The organism is Pseudoduganella sp. GW821-FHT05F09, from assembly GCF_059419605.1.
On the sequence record NZ_JBWKSD010000006.1, the window covers coordinates 335,186 to 352,015 of the forward strand.

15 protein-coding genes are annotated in these 16,830 nt (G+C 65.3%); 7 read left to right on the forward strand and 8 right to left on the reverse strand.

Annotated elements, in window-relative coordinates; all coding sequences use genetic code 11:
* Nucleotides 1–35 precede the first annotated feature (35 nt).
* From AC07S4_RS21230 to AC07S4_RS21240, 3 genes are all read right to left on the reverse strand, one after another.
* A complete protein-coding gene (locus AC07S4_RS21230) occupies nt 36–1,463 on the reverse strand; it encodes an efflux transporter outer membrane subunit (RefSeq protein ID WP_494988537.1) in 1,428 nt (475 codons plus the stop codon).
* Complete coding sequence (locus AC07S4_RS21235; protein WP_494988538.1) at nt 1,460–2,701, reverse strand: efflux RND transporter periplasmic adaptor subunit; 1,242 nt, start codon at nt 2,699–2,701, stop codon at nt 1,460–1,462. The genes AC07S4_RS21230 and AC07S4_RS21235 overlap by 4 nt, the downstream gene beginning before the upstream one ends.
* Nucleotides 2,702–2,769: 68 nt before the next feature.
* Nucleotides 2,770–3,369: a hypothetical protein gene (locus AC07S4_RS21240; RefSeq protein ID WP_494988539.1), complete on the reverse strand. Its 600-nt coding sequence runs from the start codon at nt 3,367–3,369 to the stop codon at nt 2,770–2,772.
* 78 nt (nt 3,370–3,447) lie between these two features.
* Here AC07S4_RS21240 and AC07S4_RS21245 point away from each other — a divergent pair, with 78 nt between their 5' ends.
* From AC07S4_RS21245 to AC07S4_RS21270, 6 genes are read left to right on the forward strand one after another with little or no spacing between them, the layout of a single operon-like run.
* On the forward strand, nt 3,448–4,311 hold the full coding sequence (locus tag AC07S4_RS21245; RefSeq protein ID WP_494988540.1) for a radical SAM protein: 864 nt from the start codon (nt 3,448–3,450) through the stop codon (nt 4,309–4,311).
* A gap of 7 nt (nt 4,312–4,318) precedes the next feature.
* Nucleotides 4,319–5,314, forward strand: a complete 996-nt coding sequence (locus AC07S4_RS21250; RefSeq protein ID WP_494988622.1) for a phosphotransferase family protein — start codon at nt 4,319–4,321, stop codon at nt 5,312–5,314.
* 1 nt (nt 5,315) lies between these two features.
* Entirely contained in the window at nt 5,316–6,836 is a 1,521-nt protein-coding gene (locus tag AC07S4_RS21255) for a Gfo/Idh/MocA family oxidoreductase (RefSeq protein ID WP_494988541.1), read from the forward strand.
* Nucleotides 6,837–6,857: 21 nt separating this feature from the next.
* Complete coding sequence (locus AC07S4_RS21260; RefSeq protein WP_494988542.1) at nt 6,858–8,009, forward strand: glycosyltransferase family protein; 1,152 nt, start codon at nt 6,858–6,860, stop codon at nt 8,007–8,009.
* Entirely contained in the window at nt 8,006–8,863 is an 858-nt protein-coding gene (locus AC07S4_RS21265) for a TauD/TfdA dioxygenase family protein (protein ID WP_494988543.1), read from the forward strand. The genes AC07S4_RS21260 and AC07S4_RS21265 overlap by 4 nt, the downstream gene beginning before the upstream one ends.
* 9 nt (nt 8,864–8,872) lie before the next feature.
* Entirely contained in the window at nt 8,873–9,607 is a 735-nt protein-coding gene (locus AC07S4_RS21270; protein WP_494988544.1) for a polysaccharide deacetylase family protein, read from the forward strand.
* Here the strand turns inward: AC07S4_RS21270 and AC07S4_RS21275 are convergent.
* Nucleotides 9,593–10,462, reverse strand: a complete 870-nt coding sequence (locus AC07S4_RS21275; protein ID WP_494988545.1) for a CHAD domain-containing protein — start codon at nt 10,460–10,462, stop codon at nt 9,593–9,595. The two genes, AC07S4_RS21270 and AC07S4_RS21275, sit on opposite strands and share 15 nt — an antisense overlap.
* Nucleotides 10,463–10,603: 141 nt before the next feature.
* On the opposite strand from AC07S4_RS21275, the gene AC07S4_RS21280 reads away from it, so the two are divergent.
* Complete coding sequence (locus tag AC07S4_RS21280; RefSeq protein ID WP_494988546.1) at nt 10,604–11,842, forward strand: TetR/AcrR family transcriptional regulator; 1,239 nt, start codon at nt 10,604–10,606, stop codon at nt 11,840–11,842.
* Here the strand turns inward: AC07S4_RS21280 and AC07S4_RS21285 are convergent.
* From AC07S4_RS21285 to AC07S4_RS21300, 4 genes are all read right to left on the reverse strand, one after another.
* Nucleotides 11,793–12,449 (reverse strand): hypothetical protein, encoded by a 657-nt coding sequence (locus tag AC07S4_RS21285; RefSeq protein WP_494988547.1) that lies wholly within the window; start codon nt 12,447–12,449, stop codon nt 11,793–11,795. The two genes, AC07S4_RS21280 and AC07S4_RS21285, sit on opposite strands and share 50 nt — an antisense overlap.
* An 8-nt stretch (nt 12,450–12,457) precedes the next feature.
* Nucleotides 12,458–13,408 carry a 5'/3'-nucleotidase SurE gene (gene surE / locus AC07S4_RS21290; protein ID WP_494988548.1) on the reverse strand — a complete coding sequence of 317 codons (951 nt, stop codon included), beginning with the start codon at nt 13,406–13,408 and terminating at the stop codon, nt 12,458–12,460.
* Between the two features lie 134 nt (nt 13,409–13,542).
* Entirely contained in the window at nt 13,543–15,345 is a 1,803-nt protein-coding gene (locus tag AC07S4_RS21295) for a putative bifunctional diguanylate cyclase/phosphodiesterase (protein ID WP_494988549.1), read from the reverse strand.
* Nucleotides 15,346–15,427: 82 nt separating this feature from the next.
* Nucleotides 15,428–16,717, reverse strand: coding sequence for a nucleoside hydrolase-like domain-containing protein (locus AC07S4_RS21300; RefSeq protein WP_494988550.1), 1,290 nt, complete (start codon nt 16,715–16,717; stop codon nt 15,428–15,430).
* Nucleotides 16,718–16,830: the final 113 nt, after the last annotated feature.

The window sequence follows — 16,830 nt, forward strand, 5'->3', positions numbered from 1 at the left end:
CAGGGCTTTGCAAGCAACCGTGCTTAAAACTTCGGTCAGCCGGCCTGCCACCCACCACCGAGCGCTTTGTACAGTGATACTGTGGCCTGCAGCCGTTTGAGTTTCAGTATCCCCAACTCATTTTGCACGTCGGACAGGCTGCGCTGGGTATCGAGCACGGTCATCAAGTCTTCTGCCCCGGCCTTGTAGCGGATCTCCGATAAATTGAATGCCAAACGCGTCTGTTCCAGCTCGACCATTTTTAGCCGGCGCTGTTCGTCAAGACTTTTGATCTGGCCCAGCACGGTGTCCACTTCCGCCAACGCCGCGAGTACCGTCGAGCGGTATGCCTGCACCAGTTCCTGTTTCTGTTCGATGGCCAGGTCGCGCTGTGTCCGCAGACGCCCGCCATCGAAGATAGGCGCCACCAGCGAGGCGCCGACGTTGGCGAACAAATTTTGGCCATTGAGCAGCGACAGCAAGGCGCTGCTTTGCGTGCCCGTCGTTCCGGTCAGGCGTATGCTGGGAAACAACGCCGCGCGCGCCGCTTCGACGTTGGCGCTGGCGGCCGCCAGGATCGCTTCCGAACGGCGAATGTCGGGCCGCCGCGACAGCAGTTCGGACGGCATGCCGGGCGTTACCTCGGGCAGCTGGATGGTATTGAGTCCGCTATCGTGGATACGGAAGGTCTGCGGCGAGCGGCCGAGCAAAATGGCCAATGCCGATTGCGCCTCGCGTTCCTGTTGCTGCAAATCGGGGACGGCGGCGTGCTGGCTGGCGACAGCGGAGCGCTGGCGCGCCAGATCGACCGGCGTGGCGGCGCCGACGCTGCTCTGGGCTTCGACCAGCGACAGCACATGCTCGGCGTTCTTCGCGTTCTCGCGCGCTACGTCGAGACGGTCGCGCAGCGACAGCACGCGCAGATAAGTCGCCACGATGCCGCTCGTCACGGTAAGGGCGACGGTCTGCCGGTCATACGCATTCGCCCTGAGCGACGCTTCGGCAGCGGCGACACCGGCCTTGTTCTTGCCCCAGAAATCGACTTCGTAGGACACCTGCAGCAGTCCGCTCGATGAAATACTGGCGCCGTGACTTCCTCCGAGCGGTAAATCCCGGCTGGCGCCCGCCACCGCGTCTACGGAAGGCAGCAGGGCGACGCCGGCAATGCGCGCCTGGGATTCCGCCTGGCGCAGCCGCGACAGCGCGCCGGCCAGTTCCAGGTTGTTCTCTTGCCCCTCGCGCACCAGCTGGCTCAGCTCGGCGCTGCCAAAGCGCTGCCACCAGTTGGTGTCCGGCCATTCCTGGGCACCCGGCTTCCCGGCCTGCGACCAGCCGGCGGGCAGCTCGACCGTCGGCAATGGCTCCGCAACCGGGATCGTTTGCGCGCAGCCCGTCAGCAGCGCACCGGCGAGGCACAGAGCCGGCACGCGCGTGCGCTGCAGGCCGGCCGGAGTTAACCCGAAGAGCCGAAAGGGTGGCTTCATGGCATTCCCGCCCGCGCAGTCTGCTTTGGCCGGGGCGCCGCAGGCGGCACGGGGCCGGCCAGCACTTGCTCGCCTGCGTCCAGGCCGGACAGCACCTGTGCCTGCTGCTGATTGCGCACGCCGATTTTCAGTGTGCGCGCCACGATCTGCCGGTTGGCGTTCACAACGCGGACCTCATACATCCCCGCCGCATCGCGCTTGCCCAGCAAGTGGACCGGCAGCAGCACCGCATCCTTGGCCTGCGCGACGATGAACTGCACCTGGGCCGTCATGCCGCTCATCAGCTCCTGTTCCGGATTGTCGACCTCGAACAGGACGTTGTAAAAAGTCGGCTTGCCCTGTTCGCCGGTCCCTTCCGCAGGCAAGGGAATCACCTGGCGCAGCTTGCCCGACCAAGTGCGGCCGGGATAACCTGGTGTACTAAAATTGGCCGCCATGCCGCGCCGCAGCCGCGTTACATCGGCTTCCGCAACGCGCGCCTGGACCGTCATTTGCGACAGGTCCGCAATGCGCAGCAATGGCAAGCCCGCCTGGCCTATGCTGACTGCTTGTCCGGGGCGCGCATTCACCGCCACGACGGTGCCGGAGATCGGCGCCACTATCTGCGTATGCTGGCGGCTTTCTTCGTCGAATTTGAGCGTTGCCTGGAGCTGCTGGATCTGCGCTTTGATGGAGTCCATCCGCGCGCGGGCCGAGGACAGATTCATGCGGCTCGACTCGACGCTTTCCTCTCGGGTGGCATTTTGCGCCTTGAGCTGGGTCTGGCGCTTGAACTGCAGCTCGGCGAAGTCGGCCTGGGCCTGCTGGTCAGCCAGTTCGGCCTGCAGCCGCGCCATTTGTGCACGGTTGCTTTCCACCTGGATGGCCTGGACCGCCGGCGACATCTCCATCACCACGGCGCCTTCCTGCACCACGTCCCCGACGGAAAACAGCACGGCCTTCAGTTGCCCCGCGACCTGGACATTGACGTCAGAATAACGATGGAGCTGCAATTTCCCGATGGCGTCGACTGTCTGCAGCAGGTCGCCGCGCTGCACCGTGACGGTGTCTGGCCTGGCATCCGTGGCGTCCATGGCCGCTGAGGACGGCGCTTCCGGTGGCTTTGCTACTTCCGCAAACGCAGCCCCGGCATTCAACACCAGCAGCAGCAGCGACGCCGCAGCCAGCCTGGTAGGGCGATGTGCCCATATCGCGCTGTCGGCTATAGGACGACGAGCGTCAGCATTTTCATCGTTCATCGGTTTTACGTCGTTGAGGGCACCGGGTATTCTAGCGCATTGGCTGCTAACTAGCTGTCGGTGGTGTTCTAGTCCGGAATAATGGAATATTCAGCGATCCGCGCCACGATGTCCGGCAGTGAAAACTGCTTATGGACTTCGAATACGGCCATTCTGCCGTGCCGGGCGCTTGGCCGGCAAAACGCTTCGACCACGTGGTAATGCTCGCGGTTGACATAATCGTCGAACAGGATAACGCTGCCTTCGGACGCGTTCAGCAGGCTGAATAGAAAGCAGGCCACCCGGAACCGGCCGTCGATCAGAATCACGGCCGGGTCCAGCGAGTTCTGCCGCGCCAGTTCCCAGGGCATGGCCATATAACGGTGATAAGCATGGATGCCCTGCGTATCCACCGGCCGGCCCCATGCGCCCACTGCACCGATATCGCAGTAAAGCAGGTGGACATTGCGGTCCGCGCCAGTCCCGGCGCGGACCGCAGCTATCCAGTCGCTGCACGAGTCCACCGCGATAATGTGCTGCGCGCCGATTTGCGCCGCGCGCACCGTGCTGCCGCCCGAGCCGTATTCCAGGTAGCAGGCGGCGCCGCCCACATGCTGGTCGAACACGGTCAGCGCCTCGGGTTCCAGGTGCGGCTCCTGCGGCAGCGCAGGTGTATGGCAGTCGTTCATTGCTGTCCGGGCCGTCAATTGACAGCACTTGTAAATAAAACGATAATTGTATTACAGAAACAACGGATTCCATTCTCCATGTCCAGCTTGTCGTTCCGCGAGTTTTTTGGCATCCAGCACAATGTCACCGTGCGCATCAACGCAACGAATATCTGCAATATCCACTGCACCCATTGCGACAATGATGCGCACCTGCCGATTGCGCGCCATGGCGAGCTGATTTACCGCAGCAAGGCGCTGGTGGCCGAGGCGGCGGATATCGAGCGGTTCTGCGAATTAATGGCGGGCGTGGGGGAAGACGAGCCGCACCTGCTGACCGGCGGCGAAATCACGGCCTTGCCCATTTCTACGATCAACGGCTATATCGACGTGCTTCAGCGTTATGGCCGCAAAATCGGCATGCGCACCAACGGCTACAACGTGCGCGGCATCAGCCCGGAGAAACTGGGCCTGCTGGACCGTATCTTCCTGAACTCGCATGGCGTGAACCAGGAGGCGATTGACGCCAGCCGCGAGTATCTGGACCGGCATTTTCACGGCACCCTGATTCCCGAGCAGACGCTGGAGCACCGCGACCTGCGCGCCGTGGTCCATCACGGCCAGGGCACCATCGAGGAGGCGCTGGCCTGCGACCATCTGCTGGCGACGCTGACGCTGCTGCCGCCCGTGGTTCTGCCGTGCTGCAATACCTGGGCGCTGATGAATTCGCTGAACTCGGAAACCATGATGAACGAGCTCATCCAGGCTGGATGGACGGTGCACAACCCGGACCTGAAAGAGACCTTGCGCAACTGGCGCACCACCTTGCCGAAGGCGTTCTTGCAGACCTACTGCGCGGACTCCTGCTACAAGACCAGCAAGAGCGACATCGCGACTTACCCTATCGAGGCCCACCCGCGCGACCGTGTGCTCAAGCGCATCCCCATTGTGCAGAAAGCCTGATTTGCCGGTGCGCGGACATAACCGCCGGCTGCCGGCCATCCTGCGGCAGGTGCTGACGCGGGCGCTGCGCGCAAGGCTGGCTTTGCCCACGCTGGCCGGGCAGCAGGGGCGGCGCAGCATGGTCTATCAGGCGGACCAGGCGAACGCCGGTCCGCTTATCATCAAGCTGGCGGCTGCGCGTAACAGTTATCCGGTGGAGGCGTGGGTTTATCGCGCGTTGCGCGAGCAGGGCGTGCCTGCGCCGGAAGTGCTGTACTACCGCGCGCGGTTGCCGCAATTGGGAATACCTTGCCTGGTCCTGTCCAAAATCGGCGGAGAGCCGCTGTATCGCCAGCAGCTGGACGAAGCCGCAACGGTCCAGTTGTATGGCGAGGTTGGCGAGCTGCTGCGCCGTATCCATTCGGTTCCGCTGCCCGGCGCGCGTTACGGCCTCGGTGCGTTTCTGCCGGCGCATAGCGGCGCGGCATACGCCAGCTGGGCCGCTTTCATTACCGCCTGCCACGATCATCCAGGCTCCATCGCCTACCTGCGCACCCACGGCCTGCTGCGTGGCCTGGGCGATGCCGCCGCCGCACAGCTCGGCGGAAGGATAGCGGCGCACCAGCACTCCGCGGTGCTGAACCACGGCGACTTCGGGCCGGACCACATCTACGCCAGCCAGGGCCGCGTTACCGGCGTGATTGACGCCGGCGAGGCGTTTGCCGGTCCTGCGGAATACGATCTGGCGTATTTGGGCAGCTACCTGTCCGGGGACCAGTTCGAGCTGGTGCTGCGCCGCTACGGCAGCGCCGATCTGCAGATGCTCTGCCTGTATGCCGTGCTGATCGCGGCGCACAAGGCTGCGCGCGCCCATCGGGCGGGGCAGGCGGCGCGGGCGCGGCACTTCTGCGCTATTGCGGAGCGGGCGTGGGCCGGCAGCAGCGGGCAGGGCGGCGACGGCGCGGACGGCGCTATGCCTTTCGGCTTGCCGCTGCGCCGCACGCCAGGCGATCGGCCGCATTGACATGAACAGCGTAAAACTCGCCCTCATCGGTTGCGGTCCGCACGCGCGCCGCATCTATCTGCCAGCGTTGCGGGCCTTGTGCAGCCGCCATCGCATCGAGCTGGAGCTGGTCGTCGAACTGGCGTCGGAGCGCGGCGCGGTGGCGGCGGCGCTGGCCGGAACAGGCTTTGCGCCGGAGACCGTGCTGCTTGAGCCGTTCAGCGGGGCCTTGCCGGAGCAGCTCGGCAGGCAGCTGGCGGAAATCGCCGCGCGCAAAGGCATACAGGGCGTGATCATCGCCACCGAGCCGCTGGTGCATAAGGCGTATGCCGAGTGGGCCATGGAATGCGGCCTGCATATCCTGATCGACAAGCCGGTGACGGCGCGTGCCGACGCCGTCTCCAGCCTGGCCAGCGCGGACGGCATCCTGGAAGACTTCGACGATTTGCTGCGCATGCATTTGCGCCGCCAGCAGCACGGGGAGAAGGTCTTCATGGTCAACGCCCAGCGCCGCGTACATGCGGGCTTCCTGTTCGCCGAGAAGCTGCTTGCGGAGGTGGGGCGGCAGACCAATTGCCCGGTCACGTCGCTGCAGTCCTATCATTGCGACGGCCAGTGGCGGCTGCCGGGCGAGATCGTCACGCAGACCTATCATCCGTATTGCCAGGGCTACGGCAAGGCCTCGCACAGCGGCTATCATATTTTCGACATGATGTACCGCCTGTTCATGGCGAGCGGCGTCAGCGCCAAGCGTCCGGATGCGATGGAGGTCGTCAGCTCCTTCGTGCAGCCGGCGGGCTTTATCAAGCAGCTCACCGAGGCCGACTACCAGGCCCTGTTTGGACCGGAATACGACAGCACCAGGCGCTGGAGCGACCAGGAGTTGCAGGCGCTGTACCCGGACTATGGCGAAATCGATGTCTCGGGCGTCGTCACGCTGAAGCATCAGGACGTTGCCATCGCCAACCTTAGCGTGAACTTGCTGCACAACGGCTATGCCCAGCGCACATGGCTCATGCCCGGGGACGATCTGTACAAAGGCAACGGCCGCGTGAAGCATGAGCAGCACAACATTCAGCAGGGGCCGTTCCAGAATATCCAGATTCATTCATACCAGGCCAGCGACAAGCATCACGACACCGGCGCGGAGCAGCATGAAACGGGCGGCAACAACCATTTCGACGTGCACGTCTACCGCAACCCCATGGTGGCGGCGGGCCGGCCTGCGCTGCAAATCTACAAGTGGGCCGATGTGCTGGCGGAGATGGCGCAGTCCCACAGCACGCTGCTGGCCAGCGAGGCGGCCAAGCACGAGATCACCGCGCAGTTTGTCAGCTACCTGGCCGGCGCCACGCCCAAGGCCGCGCTGCCGTCGCAGATAGAAGACCACCGCACGCCGGTGCAGATCATGAGCGCGCTCTATCGCTCGCATGTGCTGAGGCAGCGCGGGATAGACTGCGTGGTCAGGATGCCTTTCGGCGCCGCGCCGCTTCCCCTGTCCGGCGGCATGAGCCATCCCGGGCGCCATGAGTGCGCCCAATAACCAGTTCCGCGTTTTAGCACGATGAAGAAAAATCGCTCCCTGTTAATCCATTGCCAGTATGTGTACGGCATTGGCCATTTCGTCCGTGCGATTGAACTCGCGCGGAGCTTGCGCGAGGAGTTCGACGTCCACCTTGTGACCGGGGGCGAGCCCGTTCCCAACTTCGCGATTCCCGCCGGTATCCGGGTGACCCAGCTGCCGCCCGTCTACAAGGACGAGGCGAGCGGGCGCCTGGTCAGCACCGATCCGGCGCTGGATATCGACGCCTGCCTGGCACTGCGCGCGCAGATGCTGGCGCAGATCGTGCAGGCCTGTCCGCCGGACGTTGTCGTCACGGAGCACTTTCCATTCGGGCTGCTGTTCGAGAAGGAAGTGGTGGAACTGCTGCGCCGCGCGCGCCTGGCCAAGCCTGAAGCGATGTTCGTGTGCAGTGTTCGGGATGTGATCGAGTCTGCGCAGGGCAGCGGCAGCGACGAGCGCACTTGCGCGCTGCTCAATGCCTGGTTTGATCTCATTCTGGTGCACGGCGTGGAGCGGGTTATTCCGTTGCGGGCCAGCTTCCCCTTGATCGATCTGGTGACGGTGCCTCATGTCTACACCGGCTATGTTGTGGAACCGGCCGAACCACGCCGCCCGCAAAGCGGCCCGCCGCTGCTGGTCGGATCGATAGGGGGCGGCCGGGTAGGGCAGGAGCTGCTGTCCGCACTGGTGGCCGCGCATCGCCGCCTGGCGCCGGAATGGCCGCATGAGCTGCTGCTGTTCCGCGGCGCATTCGAGGGAGGCGGTGGCGCAGCCGATGCCGCCGCCGGCGCGCCCGGCCTGCAAATCCAGCCCTTCGACCGGACCGCCTACCGCCGGGCGCTGGCCCGCGCTTCGGGCGTTATTTGCCTTGGCGGATACAACTCGGTGATCGAGTCCTTGTCGATGAAGCTGCCGGTGCTGGTGTACAAACGCCAGTTCCTCGGCACCAATCGCGAGCAGGCTTTGCGCGCCGGATTCTTTGCGCAATCGGGGCTGGTCAGGACCATAGAGCAGCAGGAGCTGGAGCCCGCCGCGCTCGCGCCAGCCATGCGCTCGCACTTTGCCGAGCCGCCGGTGGACGCATCCGCATTTGATTTCGACGGGGCGGCCAATGCCTGCCGCATCATCGCCTCGTATCGCCGCGCCGCATGAGCACTTTGCAATTCACCCCCAACCCCGGCTCCGTCGGCGTCCGTATCCACGGGCTTGATCTTGCCGTGCCGATGACGGCAGTCGCAACGCGCCAGGTTCAGCAACTGCTGCATCAATATCGGCTGGTGATTTTCGAAGGCCAGGTGCTGGACGACGCCGCACTGTGCGGCTTCGTGCACCGCTTTGGCCCGCCGTTCGCGCCGCCGTCGGAGAACCCCGTGCTGGGCGGAGCGGGGCAAGCGTCCAGCGTGGTCGTCGTCGGGAACCGCGCCGATGAATTCGACCAGGCCTTCCTGGGGCACCAGGAGGTGTTGCCGCATTCGGACCACCAATGGCTGCGCTGCCCGTCCGCCGCATCGCTGCTGTACGCCATCGATATCGCGCCCGGATCGTCGCCGACCATGTGGATAGACATGGCCGCAGCCTATGCCTCGCTGGACGACGCAATGAAGCAGCGGATCCAGCATCTCAAGCTGATTACCTACAATCCCTTCCACCGTCCCTTTGGCTCCGTGCAGGCGCGCTATGTCGACAGCCGCAATGAGCAGGTGCCGGGCAGCGTGTATCCGCATCCTTTGGTGCGCACCCATCCGGCTAGCGGCGAGCGGATACTGTACCTGCACGCAGCCTATGAAATGGAACTGGAGGGACTGGGCTACGCTGAAGGCAAGGCGCTGATCGACGTGCTGCTTGCGCATATCGCGGCTGTGCCTCCGCGCTACGAGCACGCCTGGAAGAACGGCGACCTCGTTATGTGGGACAACCAGGCCACGGTGCATTACCGTCCCGCCTTCCATGCCGACGTCCGCCGCGTGCTGAAACGCGTGACGATAGGCGGCGGCATTCCATATTAGGGCAGCCGCATGACAGCCATACCTGAACCAGCGGCGCAGCTTTCGGTCCTGCTGTACCACGAGATCGGCCCGCAGCCAAGGCCCACGTCCAACCTCGACTGCTTTTGCACGCGCGAGCGCTTCCGCGAACAGATGCTGTATCTGAAGGAGCGGGACATTCCCGTCCTGCCTGCGGACAGCGCATGCGAGCTGCTGCTTCAGGGCGGCCGCCTGGCCGCCAATGCCGCCGTGCTGACGTTTGACGATGGCGACACCGGCTTCCTGGAACACGCCTTGCCCATACTCGCCGAGTTTGGATTTCCGGCGACGGTCTTTGCGGTGGCCGGGCAGCTTGGTTCAAACGCCGGCTGGGTAAAAGACCCGCGCAATGCCATTCCCCTGATGACGGCCAGCCAGCTGCAATCGCTCGCCGCGCATGGCATAGATGTGGGCTCCCATTCGCTAAGCCACCGCAAGCTCACGGAGTTGCCGCACACGGAGGCGGCGCGCGAACTGCGCGACAGCAAAGCGCTGCTGGAGGATGTTCTGGGCCGCGCCGTCGCCGCATTCGCCTACCCGCACGGCCGGCACGACGCCAGCATAATGCGGCAGGCCGAGAGCGCCGGCTATCGCTACGCCTACAGCACCGACGGGGACCGCGCCATTGCCGGCGAAGCGGACCGCTTCCGCCTGCCGCGAAAATACATCACCTGCCACGACGACTTGCATGCGTTTGCGCTCAGGCTGGAATCAGGCCATGCGTAGCTTCGCGGCGGCCTTGAGCGGCTTTCCCAACTGCGCCAGATTGGCCTCGGCCTCCGCAGCCAGGTAGCCGAGCGCAAACGTCGCCGCTTGCGCCAGCTGCGCGCGTTCATGCCGCAGTTCCGCCAGCAGCCGCGCGGCCACCGCCGCGTCGTTCAACGCGCCTAGCCTGTCCTGCAGCGCAGACAGGCTGTCGATGTATTGGGTTGCTTTTTCCTTGTCCAGGAGGTCGCGGAAGAACTCGGCGCCGTAGCGCGCTTTTTTGGCAGCGATGCGCACGCGGTGTAGCGCCGGCGCTTCGCGAGGCCGCAGGGCCGCGATGCGTTTGCGCAGCCGCTTTTCCGCCTTTTTCAGCAGCGGCATGGCGCTGTGCGCAGCCTGTTTTTTCATGGCCGCGCGGCCAGCCTTGCTTAGGTCGTCCCGCCACTGTCTTTCCTGTATCCAGCTGTTCAGGCGCAGCATCAGCTTCTTGAAGCGGGGTGAGTTCAGCGCCCGCAGCATGGCGCGGTGCAGTTTGGCGGCTCTTGCGTGGGCCGCTTCGCTGAGCGCGGACGTATCGGCGCCGTGCACCCGCTTGAGGGTGGAGCCGGCCAGCACATCCCAATCGCGCACAGGCCCCAGTTCCATGGCCAGCCAGTCCAGGTCCTTCCGGATATTTTGCGGCGCCGCGACAAGCGGTTCGAACATCTTCAGCAGCGCGCGCAGGCGGCGCAGCCCAAGCCGCATCTGGTGCAAGCTTTCTGCATCGCTGGCCTGCACGCCGGCCATATTTGCTTCCATTTGCGCCACGCAGCCCAGGCCCAGCGCGCTGAACGCGTCCGCCAGCGCCATCTTCCTTTTCAGCCGGACGTTTTCCATTGCCTGCCTCCACCGGTTTGAGTTGCCACGATTCAGGACAAATGTTTTACAATCGGCCTGATTTCCTCATCCCACCCCGAGCTCCCATTGTCCGACCCCGCCGTTGAAAAAAGGTCCAGAAAAGCGCCGCAGGCAGATGCCTTGCTGGCTGCGGCCTGCCGCATTGTCGCTGCGGAAGGGCTGGCCGGCCTGACCTTGCGGCCCCTGGCCGAAGCGCTGGGCGTATCGGTGACGGTGCTCAGCAATCATTACGGTGCGCGTGCGGACATTATCGCCGCAATTTGCCGAGCGGCGCGCGAGCATGACGCGCAGCGCCTGGACCACTGGCGCAGGCTGCTGGCGGGCTTGGGCCGCCTGCAGCCTGCCATCGCCGCCGACATGGCGGAAGCCATACTCGACGACCTGGCCACGGAACAGCGCACCATCTCCGTGCTCTACCTGGAAACACTGCACGCCTGCACCTGGGACGCGGCGCTGGCTCCCGCTTTCGAGCCTTGGGCCGCGCAGCGGCGAGCGTTCTGGCACGAGTTTGCACAGAGGGCCGGGCTGGCTGGCGCTTTGCTGGAGTGCGGGTGGTGGCAGGGTTATGTAGTGGCGGAACTGGCCTACAGCGTGGCGCTGAACGCCGTCTCGTCCTACCGCATGCTGAGGCGCGTGTGCCTGCAACGGCTGTTCGCAGGCGGCGGCGCTGCCGCGCCGGACGATGCGGGCGCTACGCTGTTCGCGCTGTTGGCCGAACAGATGCAGCGGGGAGCGGATAGCCTGGCTGCCGAATCCGGCACGGGCCATGCGCCGGAATGGATGGCGCGGGCCGCGCGCGCCTGCGGCATACGGCTGGCCGAGCAGGGCGCCAGCGGGCTTACGCACCGCGCCATCGCGGCGGAAATCGGCGTGCCGCACACGACGCTGAGCTATCGCTTCCCCACCCAGTACGACCTGGTGACAGCGGGCCTGGAGTCCATCGCCGCGCACATCCTGCTGGCGGTGGATGCAGGGAACCTGACGGAGTTGCAGCGCTTGCGGATAGCGGGCGACGGCAAGAAGCTGGACCTGGCGCGCGCCAACTTCGCGGTGGCCATTGCCGCCGCGCGCATGCCCGAGCTGAAAGACTACACGGCCAGCTTGCGCAGCCGGCGCGGCAACAACCTGGTGAAGGTGTTTGAACAGTACATGCCTGGCGCGCGCGGCATCGACGGCTTGTGCGCGCAGGTGATCTCGATGGGGCTGACCGGCTTGACAAATCTGGAGCCGCCGGGCGAGGCGTCCGAGCAATCGGTCGCCTCGGCCTTTGCAGCCACCGCGAAGTGGCTGCAAGCCGGAGCAGGCCAGCCTATTCCGGGTAGGCCCACAGATCAAGCGGCGCCGCAGCGCCGGAAGTAAGCAGGCGGAATGCCGCCGGCGCGTAGTCGCCGTCGGCCACCAGGAAGCCTTCGGACTGCGCGGGCAGGTCGCCGCAGCCGGCGGTGCTGAGGGTAAGCTTGAGCGTTTGCGGCAGCGTGCTGGCGGCGAGCTTGCCGGACAGCTTGCAGCTGGTGGCGCCCGCAACGATATCGCCGCTGGCGTTCACCGAGAACGCCGCAACGCCGCCTGCCGCCAGGCGCACCGTGTAGCTCCGCGCGATGGCCGTGGCGTTGAGCGCAGTCGACGGAACGGCGCTGCTGTTCAGCAGATCCAGCGCCGTATCGCTGGTGGCGGCCGGCGTCATTTTCCATTTGCCGTCCGTCTCGCGCTGGTACATGGCCGTTGCCAGCTGTGTGCCAGCATTCAGGACCAGCAGGCGGCTGCCGTCCGCAGCGGCGTAGTATTTGCCCGCAGCCGGGCTGGCGGCGTCGCCGGCGCTGACCGCGTACACGCCGGCCGGCAGCTCGGTCACCTTCACGATGGGCGCGTCATCGCCGCCGCTGCTGCAGGCGGCCAGCGTCAGTGGCAGCAGCAGTGGCAGCAGCGGCAGCAGGAAGGCGGCGCGGGTGGAAGTCTTGTGCATCATAGCGCGCCTCATTGTGCAAACAGGTCACGCAGGCGCAGGCGCAGCCACTGCTGGCCGGCCGGGCGCTGCTCGTAGCCTACCTGCATGGCGGTGACGGAGACCTTGGTCTTGTAGACCAGCGCTTCGTCCTCGGCCTGCTCGGCGGTCGCCGCGCCTGGAGCCGATCCGCTCAATCCCCACGGCGCCGCGCTGCTGAACTTCAGGTTGTAGGTGTCGTAAGTGCCCTGGCGCGAGAAGGCCCACGGTGTGGTGGTGCTTGGCGCATCGGGGAAGTTGACGTTCAGCGCAACGCCTGCCGGCAGCAGCGGCGACGCGCCGGCCTTGGCCTGCAGCGCGGAGATCAGCTTGGTGGTGAGCTGCGCCACGGTGCGGGAGATGGGGCTGGCCAAGGTTGCGTTATCGGTGGTGTTGGCGCCCGCGCTCAGCGCGATGGCCGGAATGCCACGGCCCGCTGCGAACTGCGCGTTGCCTATGGTGCCCGAATTGATCACCAGTTTGCCCACGTTCTGGCCCTCGTTGGGGCCGGACAGCACCAGGTCCGGCGCCTTGCCCCAGCGCGCTGGGGCCAGCACGTCCAGGCCGTACATGGCGGACATGACCGGGGTGCCGTGCACGTAGTTGAAGTCGCCGCCGGTGTAGCCGGTCTTGGTGAAGGGACCCACTGCGGGCGCGCCCAGCGGCGCGGCGCCGTTGTGGCAGCCGCCTTCGGCTTCGATCTGCGTCTTGTCGTTGTCGGGCACGATGGTGGTGGTGCTGTACATGACGATGGCCGAGCTGCGGCCGCTTTGTCCGGAGCAGGGCACCGAAACAATGACCGAATGCCCGGCCGCTTTCAGCTCGTCGTACAGGGCCTTCAGGTTGCTGGTCAGGCCGTCGTCGTTGGTGAGCACGATGTTCAGGGCAAATGCCGGGCTGGCGCACAAGGCCAGTCCTGCAGTCATCATCAAGCGGTAGTTCATGGATTTCCTCGGGTGTGATTGGAAACCGTGATGCTAGCGAATGTTTATGACTGCAATATGACGAGTGTACGGCAACAGCCTGCTTAAAAATCGTGGAAAACTCTGAAAAAAAAGACGGCTGTACGAAGTTGTCATCAATTGGCGTGCTGCGCCACATGCCCGACAAACGCGTCCGCCGCCAGCGGTTTGGCGAAGTAGTAGCCCTGTGCCACCTGGCAGCCCCAGCTCCGTATCAGCGCCAGCGATTCCGCCGTCTCCACGCCTTCGGCCACCACCTCGTACTGGAGCTCGGCGGCGAGGGCGATCAGCGAGCGGACGATGCGCTGGTCGCGTTCGCTGTTGTGCACATTGCGTATCAGCGACTGGTCCACCTTGACCACGGTGGCGGGCACGTTCTGCAGGTAGGAGAAATTGCTGTAGCCGGTGCCGAAGTCGTCCAGCGCAAGGCTCATGCCGCTGGTGCGGATGTCGTGCATGGCTTTCAGGATGGCCGGGCTTTCCATCCATGTCCCTTCCGTGCATTCGATTTCAACATAGCGCGGCGCCAGCCCGAATTCCAGGCAGGTGGCGAGCAGGCGCTCGCAGATGTCCACTTCCTCGAAATTGTAGGCCGACAGATTGATGGCGATCTTGATGGCGTGGCCCTGCCGGTGCCAAGCGGCCGTTTGCTTGATTGCCGTGCGCATGATCCAGCGCGTGAGGGGGCCGATCAGCGCGGTCTTTTCTATCAGGGGGATGAACTCCGCCGGCGACACGAAGCCCAGTTCCGGATGCTGCCAGCGCAGCAGCGCTTCGGCCGCGTGGCAGGCGCCGGTGCGCACGTCATGCTTGGGCTGGTAGACCAGGTGGAAGGCGTCGTCGGCCAGGCTTTGCTGCACGCTGTTGAGCAGGCGGAAGGCGCGCTGCTGGCTGGCGTCCAGCTGCGAATCGTAGGCGCTCCAGCGCTGGCGGCCGATCAGCGCCTGGTTCACGGCCGCCGAGGCCTTGCGCGGCGCGTCGGTGGATGATTGCGGGCAGAGCTTGAACTGGACGATGCCGCCAAAACTGTCCAGGTTGAGCGGCAGGTTAAGGCCCAGCAGCGGCTCCTGCAGGGCCGCGTCCAGGCTGTCCAGGAAGGCGATGAACGCCGCCGTGTCGCCGTCTTTCGAGAGCAGGGCGAAGCGCGTGTCGGTCACGTGGTACAGCGTGGCGCGGTCTCGGAACAAGGTGGACAATCTGCCCGCGACGCTGCGCACCACGTCGTCGTACACGGCGATGCCTAGCACGCTGGCGATTTCGAAGGCCTTGGCCGCATCCGGCATGTCGATATAGACCAGCACCCGTTGTTCGCCTTCGGCCACGCCGCATTGCTCGGTCAGGTCCACCTCCAGCTGGAATTTGTTGGCGATGCCGCTGACCGCGTCCACGTGGCCGACGGCGCGCCGCAGTTCGATGTGCGACATCACCAGCGCGGCCAGCCCTTGCAGCTTGCGGCGCTGCGACTGGTCCAGCTGGCGCGGCTCTTGGTCGATGATGCAAAAGGCGCCAATGGCGAAGCCGTCTCGCGTGAGCATGGGCGCGCCGGCGTAGAAGCGGATCCGGTCCGGCCCGGTGACCATGGGGTTGTCGCGGAAGCGCGGATCCTGGTGCGTGTCTTCGATCACCAGCACCTCGGAGGCCTGGATGGTGTGGGTGCAGAAGGAGTGCTCGCGCGAGTCGCCCGGGGTGCAGAAGCCGGTGCTGGCCTTGAGCCACTGGCGGTCGCGGTCGATGAGGGAGATGAAGGCGCCAGGCAGGCCGAATATCGTCATGGCCAGCCGCGTTACGCCGTCGAAGTACTCATTGGTCTGGCTGTCCAGTATGCCCAGGCGCTCGAGCGCGGCCACGCGCTCCTGTTCCGAATTGGGCTCCCTCATGGAGTATTCCGGCGCCACTGCGGCGGCAAGTTGTGCGGTCATTTTTTAAGCAAGTGTTGGTTTGTGTCTTCCTATGATATAGGTGGACACAAAAACGTGCTGCCGACCAAAAGGGAGAGCCCAGCTAGTCTGCGCGCAGCGGCGCGAGCCGGGCCGCGAAGTCGCGCAGAAAGTCCCCGCGCCAGCGGCTGATGCTCTTTGCGCCCTGGTGCGGACCTTCTCTCCACTGGGGATCGGGATCGTCGGTCCACCAGTTCGGGTAGCGCGCGGAGGGCTGGCGGGCCAGTTCCGGCGCGGGCATGCGCGAGGTGAAGCCGCCGCTCTGGCCGTCCAGGCCCGGATGGCTGCTGCGGATGCGGTAGCTCCAGGTCTTGGCTTCCTTGGGCGAGAACAGGAAGTGCCAGGCGCCGTCGCTGCCCAGGTGGCCGGGGAACTCCTGCTTGTCCACCAGCAGGCTGGCTTCGGCCTTGGCCGGCGCCGCGCCTTCCGGGTGGTAGACCAGCTCCATCACGGCGAAGGTCTCCACCACGTCCGCCGCCGTTGGGGGCTTGGTGAAGGTGGCGCGCGGCCGGTCCCAGGCGCGCACGAAGCGTCCGCCCCAGCCGCCCGCGCCGGGCTGTTCCGGGCTGGCGCCCAGCACGTAGGTCAGCGAAGGCGTGTCGCCCATCTTGATCTGCGGGGCGATGCCGTTGAAATAGGCGCCCAGCGCGCCCGCGCCCTTGACGTGGCGCTCGACGAAGCCCGCGTTGCCTAGATCCCCGGACTGCTGGCCGCCGACAAACCAGCCGCGATAAGTGGAGTTGTTTTCGATGACCCACAGGTCCGGGTGCTCGCGGGCGATGTAGTCGTATGCCGCGAGCGACCACTTCTTGTTTGGCCCGCCTATCATGTAGACGCGCAGCTTGCTCTTGATGTCGGGCGCGTCGTGCAGCGCCTGGGCCAGGTCTTCGAAGCCGCCCCACAGCAGCACCCACAGCGGGCGCGGGTCGTCGCGCCGGGCGCTGGCGATGATCCAGTTGGAGCCCTCGGTGGGCTGGTCCCAGCCGCGCGGGCTGGCCAGGTCGGTGCCGCCTTGCTTGGAAATGCTGCGCAGGCGTTCCGGCGTGGGATAGCGCGCCGACGCGGCGCGCAGCTTTGCGTAGTCCTGCTCGTAGACGGAAATGAGGGTCAGCAGATGACGCTTTCGGTTGCGGCCCTCGCCCCAGGGGGAGGCGATCAGGCCCTCCAGGTCCACGCGGTCGCTGTAGAGCAGCAGGTGCACCAGCGACTGGAAATCGTCGAAGTCCGTGCCGCCTATGTCGGTGGAGACGATCACGCGCGGGAGCGGCGGCGCGGCGTCCGCTGCCAGCGCCAGGGCGGGTGTCCATAGTGGCAGCGAGAGGGCAAGCGCGGCTAGGAGGTGGCGTCGGTTCATCCCGCCGAGTATAGCGTTTTCCCCTTCTGTTTTTTGCGCGCCACACAATTTCTCAATTTTTTGATTTAGGTTAAATAAACCCGAATTGATACTTCACAGTCAAAATTGTCGCC

Coding starts and splice junctions, on each gene's coding strand:
- AC07S4_RS21230 (WP_494988537.1), bottom strand. CDS start 1,463: ATGAAGCCACCCTTTCGGCTCTTCGGGTTAACTCCGGCCGGCCTGCAG.
- AC07S4_RS21235 (WP_494988538.1), bottom strand. CDS start 2,701: ATGAACGATGAAAATGCTGACGCTCGTCGTCCTATAGCCGACAGCGCG.
- AC07S4_RS21240 (WP_494988539.1), bottom strand. CDS start 3,369: ATGAACGACTGCCATACACCTGCGCTGCCGCAGGAGCCGCACCTGGAA.
- AC07S4_RS21245 (WP_494988540.1), top strand. CDS start 3,448: ATGTCCAGCTTGTCGTTCCGCGAGTTTTTTGGCATCCAGCACAATGTC.
- AC07S4_RS21255 (WP_494988541.1), top strand. CDS start 5,316: ATGAACAGCGTAAAACTCGCCCTCATCGGTTGCGGTCCGCACGCGCGC.
- AC07S4_RS21260 (WP_494988542.1), top strand. CDS start 6,858: ATGAAGAAAAATCGCTCCCTGTTAATCCATTGCCAGTATGTGTACGGC.
- AC07S4_RS21265 (WP_494988543.1), top strand. CDS start 8,006: ATGAGCACTTTGCAATTCACCCCCAACCCCGGCTCCGTCGGCGTCCGT.
- AC07S4_RS21270 (WP_494988544.1), top strand. CDS start 8,873: ATGACAGCCATACCTGAACCAGCGGCGCAGCTTTCGGTCCTGCTGTAC.
- AC07S4_RS21275 (WP_494988545.1), bottom strand. CDS start 10,462: ATGGAAAACGTCCGGCTGAAAAGGAAGATGGCGCTGGCGGACGCGTTC.
- AC07S4_RS21285 (WP_494988547.1), bottom strand. CDS start 12,449: ATGATGCACAAGACTTCCACCCGCGCCGCCTTCCTGCTGCCGCTGCTG.
- surE (WP_494988548.1), bottom strand. CDS start 13,408: ATGAACTACCGCTTGATGATGACTGCAGGACTGGCCTTGTGCGCCAGC.
- AC07S4_RS21295 (WP_494988549.1), bottom strand. CDS start 15,345: ATGACCGCACAACTTGCCGCCGCAGTGGCGCCGGAATACTCCATGAGG.
- AC07S4_RS21300 (WP_494988550.1), bottom strand. CDS start 16,717: ATGAACCGACGCCACCTCCTAGCCGCGCTTGCCCTCTCGCTGCCACTA.